The organism is Paenibacillus sp. J22P165 (assembly GCF_059692015.1).
The window spans coordinates 125757-138126 of record NZ_JCAUAP010000012.1 but is presented as its reverse complement, the minus strand read 5'-3'; the positions used below and the strand labels follow the sequence as shown (position 1 = coordinate 138126).

The 12370-nt window shown below is 39.8% G+C and carries 5 protein-coding genes; all 5 read left to right on the top strand.

Annotated elements, in window-relative coordinates; all coding sequences use genetic code 11:
- The first annotated feature begins 9 nt into the window (after positions 1-9).
- The 5 genes from AC58QM_RS27980 (at position 10) to AC58QM_RS27960 (ending at position 12311) form a co-directional block, all read left to right on the top strand.
- Positions 10-4935, top strand: a complete 4926-nt coding sequence (locus tag AC58QM_RS27980) for an S-layer homology domain-containing protein (RefSeq protein WP_497288071.1) — start codon at positions 10-12, stop codon at positions 4933-4935.
- Positions 4936-5097: 162 nt separating this feature from the next.
- Positions 5098-7455: a discoidin domain-containing protein gene (locus AC58QM_RS27975; protein ID WP_497288070.1), complete on the top strand. Its 2358-nt coding sequence runs from the start codon at positions 5098-5100 to the stop codon at positions 7453-7455.
- 487 nt (positions 7456-7942) lie between these two features.
- On the top strand, positions 7943-9679 hold the full coding sequence (locus AC58QM_RS27970) for a sensor histidine kinase (RefSeq protein ID WP_497288069.1): 1737 nt from the start codon (positions 7943-7945) through the stop codon (positions 9677-9679).
- Positions 9672-10484, top strand: coding sequence for a response regulator transcription factor (locus tag AC58QM_RS27965; protein ID WP_497288068.1), 813 nt, complete (start codon positions 9672-9674; stop codon positions 10482-10484). The genes AC58QM_RS27970 and AC58QM_RS27965 overlap by 8 nt, the downstream gene beginning before the upstream one ends.
- 123 nt (positions 10485-10607) lie before the next feature.
- Positions 10608-12311 carry an extracellular solute-binding protein gene (locus AC58QM_RS27960; RefSeq protein WP_497288067.1) on the top strand — a complete coding sequence of 568 codons (1704 nt, stop codon included), beginning with the start codon at positions 10608-10610 and terminating at the stop codon, positions 12309-12311.
- Positions 12312-12370 lie beyond the last annotated feature (59 nt).

Sequence of the window (12370 nt, the reverse complement as noted above, 5' to 3'; positions counted from 1 at the left end):
AGGGAAAACATGCTAAAAAAAAATGTGATCATAATAGCGATCTTCTCAATGATAACTAGCTTTATATTTCCAAATTCAATGATGCCTGTATTTGCTGAAGGTGTACCTTTTACCTCCAATATTGCACCACAAGCAGCTATAAGTACGACTTTAGTCGATTCAAATCCAGTTAATAAACTTGTGGACGGGACTGTTGCAAATACTCCAATGGATGTAGGCGACTTTTTTTATGCATACGATAAGCCTGGTACGATGAGTACGAAACCAGTCCTTGACTTTGATTTTGGGAAAATGAACTTCTCCTCTAATCAACTTTCCATTTATGCTAATTATGGATCTAAACAAGGATTGTCAAACATCGATTTGCTTTATTATACAGACGGACAATGGCATCCAATTGTGCAAAATTATTCTCTTTCATGGAGTACAGATGATCTTCAAAAGTTAGACATTAATTTTGATAACGTTCAAGGCAGCAAAATACGACTGCAGATTAATGATGCAAATCAAGTGTGGGGAAATCTATCCGTTTATGAAATTAAAATTTGGGGTGAACTTTCAGCTACAGCATCTGCTGTTGCTGAGTCCGTTACTCAAGTTACGTATCCGGCAGTGAACGCGACAAAATTGACCCTTCCTGCAGTACCCAACGGATTTACGGTAAGTATAGATCAAAGCAGTAATACGAATGTAATTAACTTAGATGGAGCTATTATTCCACCAAGTTTGGCTACAAATGTTGATTTAGTACTCAAAATTCAAAACGCACAAGATGGAAGTTCGGCACTTACAGCACCCATTTCAGTACTTGTACCGAAAGCAGAGAGGACTGAATTCAATACGAGCGTGGCTGGGCTTTCAACCATGTCTACTACGCTGTCAACCTTGTCTCATGGGAATTTGAGCAATTTGGTAGACGGAGTTGCAAACGATTCGAACGGGGTTGGTGATTTCTTTGCTGCTGCCGACAAACCACAGGATATGCAAGAAAAGCCTGTCATTGATTTTGACTTCGGCAAAATGAGTTTATCTACGGATATGGTATCCTTCTATAGCAATTATGGACCTGACCAAGGGGTTGCAAATGTAGATCTTGAGTACTTTAGCAATGGCGCATGGAACTCTATTGTAGAAGGATACGACCTAAACTGGAAACAAAGTGGTCCGATTGAGAGATTAAATATATCGTTTCCGCAAATTACAGCTAATAAACTGAGGATTCGAATAAACAATGCGAATTACACATGGGGTGCCTTATCCATATTTGAAGTTAAAATTTGGGGTAAGGTTGATGCGAATGCCCAAGGTGTTGCTGAGTCTATACAACGCCTAGACTCCCCTGTAACTGGCGAAAGTAAATTGAAAATGCCGACTTTAGCGAATGGTTTTAGATCCGAAATTTCGTACTCGGAAAAACCGGATGTCGTAAAATTGGACGGCACGATTAACTTTGCTGCACAAGAAGAGACTGTGGGTATTAAACTTTTAGTTACAGACGAATCAGATGGATCAACTGCTGAGACGGGGCTGCTCCACGTTCTAGTGCCGCCAGCTGTTGAGGATTCACTCATTTACACATTGAATGTAGCGCCGAAAGCTACGATAACTACATCGGCAATGAATACAGAGGGCAGTATAACCTATTTGACTGACGAAGATGAGAGCAAACCCTGGAAAAGTAATGCTCCACAGTTTCCTGAGGTTTATACCCTCGATTTTCAAGGGAAAGAATATATCTCAAATCGACTTACACTAATAAGTAAGGATGGATGGTCTAAAGGAATTACCGATTTGAAATTGGAAGGGTACATAGATGGAAATTGGAAGACAATTCGATCGGTAGTAAGCATTCCGAATTGGGGATCTTCAGATCGTATGGATGTTCATTTCAACAGTGTAACTTTTTCGCAATTACGAATAACAGTTAATAATGCAAATATTGGAAACGGTTACTATGGTCTGGAGGAACTGAAGGTGTGGAGCTTGTCCACGGAAAGTGTTGCCAAATCTATTACGAGCATAGAGCAACCAGCTAGAGGTCAAATGAAGATTGTGTTGCCAGCAGTTCCGAATGGGTATGAAGCAGCCATTCAATCTTCGGATAAGGAAAATATTATTTCTCTCGATGGAACTATTGTTCCTTCGGTTAATGCTGCGACAGTAGCGCTAGTTCTAGAAATTACTAATAAGAGCGATAAGAGTAAATCGCTTACTTCATCTCTGCAGGTTACTGTTCCTGGTATACCGCCTGCTAGTTACGTTACGGTCACACCTGTTGAGGATAAAACGAAAATCCTTCATAATCCTGGAATGGGCTGGGTCTTATACGTAGAAGAGTTTAATAATGACCTTATTGATGCCGATATGTATTGGAATACCATTGATCCGCACAGGGATTCAGCGAGTATTATGTATATACGTGTGCCGTGGTCGCGAATGGAACCAATGGAAGGTCATTACGCATGGAATGAGGATGAAAACTATAAAAAATTAGTACAGATGGCACTAGATCGGCACATCAAATTGGCTTTCCGTGTTTTCATCGATAGCCAGGACTCTCATATGCAGGCAACACCGCAATTTGTTTTTGATGATGGCGCACAAGGAGTCCCTGCAACATCTAATCCTAGCTTTAAGACTCCGGATGTAACGGATCCAATTTTCAGACAAAAATTTGAAAGGTTCGTTACCGCTTTTGCGGATCAATATGACAATCCTTCGCAAGTAGATTTTATTGACGCGCAAGGTCTTGGTTGGTGGGGAGAAATGTACACCTTTAATCAAGCGATTACTGCTGAACAGAAGAATAATACGTTTCAATGGATCGTTAATTTATACAGTTCCAAATTTAAAAAAGTATTACTAGGCGGTCAATATGGGAACTCGTTCGATCAATCACTACAAGAATGGGCGATGAACGAAAAAGGTTTCATGTTAAGGAGAGATAGTTACGGCAGCCCCGTATACTTCTCACAGGGGGATAAAGATAAGATCAACAGCCATTGGCCTAAAATTCCTGTATTCGCCGAGAATTGCTACCAAAACTTCGTATCCAGACCTGGTTCATGTGACGGCAAAACCAGACCGATCCATGATATGTTAACAAGGGTCGTGAATGACGCAAAAGCAACTCATGCAAATACTTTAGATCTGCGGCATCCGGAGGATGTCATCGAATGGGCAAGCAATAATAAAGATTTGGTGCAGGATTTTGCGATCAATGGCGGTTATCGCTTTGTCCTGAGCAATGCTGCTTACCCAGCAGAAATGACATCGGATCAAACCTATGCGATCTACCACACATGGAAAAATACTGCTGTTGGCAAATTGCCGAGTGATATGCCGAATTGGAACTACAAATATAAAGTTGCGTTTGCTTTACTGGATAAATCAAACGGCAAAGTTGTGAAACAATGGACGGATCAGGAGGCAGAACCTTCATCTTGGATTCAAGGTCAATTCTATCGATACAATTATGACGTGACATTGAGTAATGTTCCATCCGGCACTTACAGTTTTGCAGTTGGTCTTGTAGATAAACAAAATAATGATACACCCGGTATTCAACTGGCTATTGATACAGCCAAGGTGCAAGAGGGTCAATTTAATTGGTACGTCCTTGGTGATACAAGTATAGTAGGTGTTTCAAATACGAGTAATACAGGAACAGTAGGAGAAATTACTCCAGCTCCCCAGGAAGGAAAGCTGATCTTACATTCCGAGACGAAAAACGATGCATCGGGCAACAAAATTTCAACCGTAACTGTGGATACGCTAAGTTTTAAATCATTAATCGAATCCATAAAGAATAAATCTGCTAAATCTCAACATATAAAAATTGAATTAAATGAGAAAGCGGATTCCCACCAGGTCGTACTTCCGATAAGTTTGCTTATGTCAGCACTTAATGTTGCGCCGAAAGCTAAGATTGAAATCAGAAGCGAGAATGGCAGTTATGAATTGCCGCTTAATGTGATCAATGCTGAAGACCTTTCAAAAAAATTAGGTGTTGAAGTCGGGAAAATAAATGTGGTACTTACCATAAAACCTGCTAAAGATGGTTTGTTGGAAAAAATCAAGAACAAGGCGAGCGCTATGGGAGCGGTCCTTTCGAGCACAGCTGTAGATTATTCCATAAAAGCCGAAGCTGAAGGTAATTCCACCGAAGTAAATGATTTCAATCAATATGTGGTGAGAACGATTAATTTGGATCAAGTTGTTCAGGCGGAACGAGCAACTGCGGTCATCTATAATGAAGTCACGAACGAATTTACATTCATTCCAGCTACTTTTGAAGAAGATGACAATAATAGATCTGTTAGAATTCATAGTAGAGGAAACAGTATTTATACAGTTATCTCCTTCAATAAATCGTTTGATGATATTCAACATCATTGGGTAAAAAAAGAAATTGATTTGCTTGCTTCTAAACTAATCGTTAATGGGGTTTCAGATAGAGCTTATGATCCGGAATCCAACACGACCCGAGCTCAGTTTGCTGCGATCCTGACACATGCACTGGGATTGAAAGAGTACACGGATGCAGCCCATTTTACCGATGTACCGAAAAGTTCCTGGTATGCAGGTTCCGTAGGGGCGGCATTTTACTTCGGTTTGATATCAGGTTATACAGACGGTACATTTGCTCCGGAAAAGTATATCACACGCGAGGAAATGGCCCAAATGATCGTAAAAGCGATTAGCTTTACAGGACAACCGATAGATGCGCCTGTTAACGTATCCGAACTTTTATCGACATTCAGTGATCAATCCGAGATTAGTGATTGGGCAAAAGATTCTGTCTCCAAAGCATTGCATGCAAAGTTGATGAGCGGTGTAAGCCCGAATTCCTTTGATGCGACCTCTCAAGCAACAAGAGCTCAAGTGGCAGTAGTCATTGCTAGAATGATGCAGTATTTGAAGTTTTTAAATTAAGTCAGACAAAGGGCAGCATCTTCATAAGGGATGTTGCCCTTGCTTTCATGTACGATGAAAGGGGGTGGGAGAGCTAAATCTAACTGCATAGAGAGAATTGATGGATTTGGAGTTAGTTGGAAATCATTCTGAATCAATGAAATGAATGGAGGAGGAAGTTTAGTGAAAAAACAGCTACGCTCTCATTTAATTATTAAGTATGTGCTTGCCTTAGCAATATCTTTGTGTTGTTACTTGATTCTAGTTGAACGGTCTTTTGCGCAATCCGTATCTCCGACAGAAGACACAACCGGCTTTCTACGTAATCCTGCAATGGGATGGGTATTGTATTTGGAGGAATTTGGTCAGAGTTTTCCAAATGCTGCAACCTATTGGTCCTCGCAGGATCCTAATGTTGGCAAGGCAAGTATCTTGTATATTCGAGTGCCATGGTCTCGAATGGAACCTACAGAAGGACATTACGCATGGAACGATGACGCAAACTATCAACAGCTTGTACAAATGGCGAAAGATAGGGGATTAAAGCTGGCTTTTCGCGTGTTTGTAGATAGCCAAGATGTCCATATGCAAGCGACACCACAATTTGTTTTTGGCGCTGGAGCACAAGGATATGCGCCAAATTCGAATGCGAGTTTTAAGACACCTAAATTGACAGATGCTATTTTCAGGCAAAAGTTCACGAATTTCATCAGTGCTTTTGCTCAAAAGTACGATGATCCATCTGTCGTAGATTTTATTGATGGGCAAGGTTTGGGTTGGTGGGGGGAAATGGGGCCTACGCAACTTGATTACATGAATAGTAGCCAGAAAATAGATACTTTTCAGTGGATTACTAATTTATACAGTTCTAAATTCAAAAAGGTGTTACTTGGTGGACAATACGGAAATTCCTTTGACGTTTCTTTGCAGGAATGGGCGATAAATGAGAAAGGTTATATGATTCGCAGGGATAGTTATGGCAGCCCTGTGTATTTCCCCCAGGTGGATAAAGACAAAATTAAATCTCATTTTCCTAGTACGCCAGTATTTGCTGAAAACTGTTACCAAGGGCTAGGTGTATGGGCTACTTCTTGTGATAGTAACACCAGTCCACTTAGTGATATGCTAGGCCGTGTCATTAGTGACGCGAAGGAGACACATGCTAACACACTGGATTTGCGGGTACCACAAGACGCAACTGTGTGGGTGAGCCAATTTCCTGATTTGGTTCAAGATTTTGCTGTTAATGGTGGTTACCGCTTAGTGCTGTCAAACATCACATTTCCGGATAACGTAGTTTCCGGCACTGAAAACGCTATAACTCACACGTGGAAAAACACAGGGGTAGGCAAGCTGCCCAATGATATGCCGAATTGGAACTATAAGTACAAACTTGCTTTTGCTCTCTTGGACAAAACAACCGGACAGCCCGTCTACACCGTCATTGATCCAGCGGAACCTTCCGATTGGATTAAAGGACAAAGTTTTTCGTATACGAGTGGGGTAAATTTTGTAGGGGCCCCAAGCGGAAACTATGATTGGGGTGTTGCAATAGTCAATCGGGATAATGGGTCCCAACCGGAAATTAAATTGGCCATCACGACCCCACAAACTAACGCGGGTTGGTATAAAATGGGTTCAACCGTTGTTACGGGAAGCAGTTCCGATATAGCTGTACAAACTTCAGCCAGTGCCTTTACAAAACAGGCCACAGGAAATGGGAATATTAGTCTTGTTGCTGATGGAAATGATACTTCAATCTGGGCTACTCCTGTAAGCGTTTCCTTCCCGCAGTTTATTGAATTAAACTGGGGGGGAACGACGGTTACGACGGATAAGATATCTTTGTCCACTTCTTATGGTCAAGGGCAAGGCATTACGAATGTGGACGTGGAATATTTTGATGGAAAGCGGTGGAAACCGATCGCACAGAATCGAAATATTGTATGGCTGACAAACAGCAGTGTGATTGAGACAAGAGATATTCCGCTTAATACGTACGTATCCACAAAAAATGTAAGAATTAAAATTAACGGGGCTAACCTTCAATGGGGTAATTTTGCAATATCTGAATTTAAATTGTGGGGAGGAAAATCAGCAACGGTAGACCCACAAGCAATTATTCCTCAGTCTCAATTTACTGTATCGGCGACTAGTGTGGAAACTGTTAGCGAGAATGATGCTGCGAATCAAGCGGTTGATGGAAAACCATTAACGATTTGGCATACGAAGTGGAATTTATCCAATCCTTTACCGCAGTCGATCACACTTCAACTTGGATCCGTTTTTAAAGTCAATACAATTAAATATCTGCCGAGACAAATTGGTTCTAATGGTATCATTACGTCTTACAAAATTTATGTAAGTAATGACGGAATCACTTATAGTCAAATAGCGAACGGTACATGGGCGAACGATAAGACAGAGAAAACTGTTTCTTTTACTGCAACAAATGCAAAGTACATCAGATTGGAAGCGATAGCGGGCAACGGCGGATGGGCTTCAGCCGCGGAAATAAACATTCTCTACAGTACGCAATAATCATCGGAAACCGGCCTGTTCAGCGATCCTCGTGATCGGCAGGTCGGCTTCTCTAATTAATTCCTCTGCTTTACCAACCCTTGACTCGGATGCAGATTGTCCAACTCCTTGATGCTGCACTGTACTTCCTCCAGATTGGCATCATCTAGGATATGTTACAGCAATTCTACAAAATCCTTCTCGCGGTTGGTATAAAAAGAAAATAATATTAACAGATAATGGCGAGACTCTAGCCTCCCGCAATATCATTTCCTCCAAGGGCTCTTGCTCTTTGTCAAAGCTCTTGTAAGCTCTTGATAGAAAACTGACAATGTACATCATAAGGTTGGAGGAATGAAAGTTAATTGGTAAACCAATTAATAGAAATGTAAAAATAAAGATATTGTATATGTTATATTCTTTACTTAGAATTATAGTTGTTATTTATTTTGAGCCTGTTATCCTGGTTATTTGGGTAGCGGGCTTATGTTGTATAGGAGGCTTGCTAGTGACCCAGAGACAATCCAAATTGTATGTTCGTCATAAAATATTATTTGTTTTTCTTATCCTCATAATCCCGGTGTATGCCATCAGTATGGGAATTAATTATTTAGCTTTTTCGTTTGTGAAAAATCAAGTCATGAGTTCCAATCAATCTAATGCTAATTTCTATGCTGCACAACTACAGTACCAAATGGACTTTATTCGTAGTCAACAGCTTCAATTTCTGACAAATTCTGATTTGCAGAAACTAAGCTTTCAGGGGAAGGAATTGGATGTATATGAAGAGATTCAAATCGTAGAGAAAATGAATGATCAATTGGCAATGATTCAGAATGCAAGTCCGTTTATTATAAATACGGGGGTTTATATTAAATCTTACGGTAAAACTATTTCCACTGGTGGAGGGGTTACAAAGTTGCCTAATCAGGAGTGGAACGTTCTTCAAGAAAAGATAGAAGGAAATAAGGGCAGGAAAATTTATTATTCTGACGACAAGCTTACAATTATTAATATATCCAATAATGGAAGTCTCATCTGTTATTTGGAATTGTCCGTCATAAGATTTAAGCAAACATTACAACAACTTGTTATGCGCAGCAACAATGCAGGAATAGCGATTATAGACGAATTCATGAATGTTCCCGTTATCAGTGAGCAATCGGATGTATCTATTATAAAGTCCATAACGGAAGGTGTCGCTAAAATTGAAGTCGATGATTTGTCCAATCCCATATCGATGAAGACCGACAACGGTACCTATTATGTAACGCTTACTAAGCTGAACACATTCGGTTGGAAATTGTACACCTATGTCTCTGATGAAGAATTAACAGGGCCGCTTAGAAAGTTCAACTATTGGTTCTTTTTTCTTTCTATTTTTTCTATTATTGTCATATTTCTGTTCTCTATTTCTGTCAATCGAATGATTCATAGACCTCTACATAAATTAATGCAGGCTTTTCGAAAAACGGAAATTGATCATCTTCATGTGCCCATATCATTAACCAATGGTAATGAATTTGTTTACCTCTATGAGAGCTTTGACAGCATGCTGGATAAGTTAAAAACTTCTATACAACAAAACTATGAACAGAAAATCGCACTTCAGCAATCTGAACTTAAACAGCTTCAATCCCAAATTAACCCACACTTCTTGTATAACGGATTTTATAATATTTATAGATTCTGTAAGTCAGGTGATAAGGATACGGCTGCGATTCTAGCACAGAAGCTATCCAGTTATTATCACTTTATTACCCGAAGCGGCTCTGATGATGTTCAAATGCAGATGGAATATAAGAATGCATTGGATTATTGTGAAATTCAACGAATTCGTTTCTCAAATCGGATTTCGATCCAATATGATGAGCTGCCATCTCATCTTGCCCTTACGATGGTTCCACGGCTGATCCTTCAGCCTATTATTGAGAATGCGTTTGAACACGCTTTCGATCAAAGTATAGAGGGTGGGACCTTGTGTATACGGATCAGAGAGGAGATCAGCCGAGTGGTTCTAACTATTGAGGATGATGGTGTATTTGTATCGGATGGGCAAATAGATCATTTGAGAGAACAACTAAGCGACTTATCGGGAGTCATTGAGAAGACCGGCATGTTGAATGTAGCGAGACGGATATGGCTTAAGTATGGGGATGAGAGTAGCTTAAATATATCACGCAGCACCTTAGGCGGATTGAAGGTCGAATTCAATATACCTTACGGAGGGAAGACATATGTATAGATTATTAATTGTTGATGATGAACCGGCGATTGTAGATGGTTTAGCGCAAATGTTTGGCGAAAGCGGATTGGATCTGGATATTTGGAAAACAACATCGGCTATTCGTGCAGTCGAAATAATTCAACAAACGAAAGTAGACATTGTATTAAGTGATATTCGTATGCCGGAGAAAAACGGGTTGCAGTTATTAGATGAGGTATTGTTCTATTGGCCGAAGTGTAAAATCATATTTCTGACGGGATACAGTGAGTTTGAATATGCTTATGCAGCAATCCAGAAGAATGTAGAACATTATATATTGAAACATGAAGATGATACAACGCTCATTGCAGCTTTACAAGATGTTATTCACAAGCTGGATGCAGAGAAGAGAAATAATGATCTTATACAACTTGCATTAAAAAGTATGGAGGATAGCCAAGCCTATATTCCTCAAGCGTTCAGAGATGAAGAGAGATTATCGGATAATCAAACCAATGAAAGTGGCCAACATAATATAATACAGAAAATTCATCGATATATTGATGAGAATTTAGGAGAGAATCTGTCTCTTATTAAAATGGCTGATTTTATATTTATGAATCCTTCCTACTTCTCACGTTATTATAAGCAACAGACAGGCAGTAACATTTCTGAGTATATTCAAGCATCCAGGCTAAAGGCTGCCAAAGCGATGCTAACGGACACGAGAATGAAAATACAAGACATTGCCACTCAGATTGGATTTACATCGCCATCGTATTTTGCGATTTACTTTAAAAAAATGACGGGTATGACACCTCAAGAGTATAAAGATAGATTGTGAAAATAACAGGATGTAAACCAAAAGAAAGTAATGTAAAGATAAAGCGATTGTAAGCGGTATCTTCTGAATCTACAATTAGAATTGTAATTCTCGAGATTACTTACAATTTAAGGGGGAAGCGCATTGAAAAGAGCCTTATTAAATATTTCGCTAGCAGCTTGTCTTTCAGTAAGCGTATTACTTGCAGCATGTGATAACAATAATAATGGAAATCCCAATCAATCACTAAAAGTCGATTCACCATCACAAACAGAAAAAAACAATCAAAAGGTGGATTCAAATGCACCAGTGGTTCCTTTAGAGAAATATGCAGAGCCTGTAAAGGTTACAGAAGTTCTTGGTTTTGGTCCGCCACAAGATCCTAAAACACCTGCGAACATCACTCCTGAAACAAACGGTTATGTTAGTAAATTAAAAGAAATGCTGAATATCGATTTGAAATATATGTGGACTGTACCATCGGATCAGTTTCAACAAAAATTTTCTCTGGCTGTTGCTTCAGGTGATCTACCAGATATCATGGCAATCGGTGCCAGTGACTATGAAAAATTTAAAGAAGATGGCATGCTGGCAGATTTAACAGAAGCCTATAATAAATATGCATCCCCGACATTAAAGAAATATGTGGAACAAGATGGAGGAGTCGCGTTAAAAATGTTTACGGACTCCGACGGAAAAATTCTAGGATTACCGAATTTCGGTGACCCTTTTACATCATCTCAACTGTTATGGATTCGTAAGGATTGGTTGAAAAACTTGAATTTGGAAGTTCCTACATCCATTGAAGAATTAGAAAAAGTAGCGGAGGCGTTTGTTCACAAGGATCCGGATCAGAACAGTAAAGATGATACTTACGGTATTACAATGAATAAACAATTAATTACTTGGGGATTTGATGCCAGAGGTGCATTCTATAGTATGGGCTCGTATCCTAAAGCATGGATAAAAGGTAGTGATGGCAAGCTTGTCGCCGGAGAAACCCTTCCTGAAACGAAGAAAGCGCTAGGGAGGTTCCAATCCTGGTACAAGAAAGGGATATTGGATAAAGAATTCGCATTTAAGGATATTGATAAAGTCGTAGAGGACGTTGTTGCTGGTAAAGTGGGTATTTCATTCGGTGAATGGTGGTACCCAGAGTGGCCTTTAAACTTGAATCGTGATAAAGATCCTAAAGCTGATTGGCAACCTTATTTGATACCTTCATTCGAAGGGAAAGAAGGAAAGAATCTAGTAGCCAAACTTAAATTGGATAAAGTGCTTGTAGCAAATAAAAATATGAAAAACCCTGAAGCTTTAGTAAAAATGGCAAATTTCTATCTTGAAATGGAGAAGCCTGAATACAAAGAGATTAATACACCAGCAAACGGGTTTGTATATAATTGGTTCGAGCCGCGGTTTTATAACCCAACTGCCATTCAAGATGATTACCTTGCAGTGAATAAGGCTCTAAAAGCAAACGACCCAAGCACACTGACTGAGAGTTTAAAGGTAGGGCTATATTCGACAGCAACTAAATTTCTAGCAGGAGACCAAAGTGCATGGGGGCACTATACCAGCCGTGTAAGTGAAAACGGTGGATGGGGAATGACAAAGAAACTTAAGGAGAATCCGGTTGTATTTAACGAATATTCAGGAACTCCGACTCCGACTCAAATCGAGAAAGGTGCTTCGCTCGACAAATTGACAGACGAAACATTTACTAAGATTATTGTAGGATCGGCATCTGTGGACGAGTTCGATAAATATGCCGAAAGCTGGGGCAAACTTGGCGGCAACGAAATAACGAAAGAAGTCAACGAATGGTACGCTAAACAATCGAAGAAATAATAAGAGTTTTGAATCATGGAGGGGGGGATACACATCTCCCCTTTACTTTAGCATGCGCA

What these genes read in the sequence shown, in the direction of transcription:
- AC58QM_RS27980 (WP_497288071.1), top strand. Translation starts at nt 10, where the DNA reads ATGCTAAAAAAAAATGTGATCATAATAGCGATCTTCTCAATGATAACT.
- AC58QM_RS27965 (WP_497288068.1), top strand. Translation starts at nt 9,672, where the DNA reads ATGTATAGATTATTAATTGTTGATGATGAACCGGCGATTGTAGATGGT.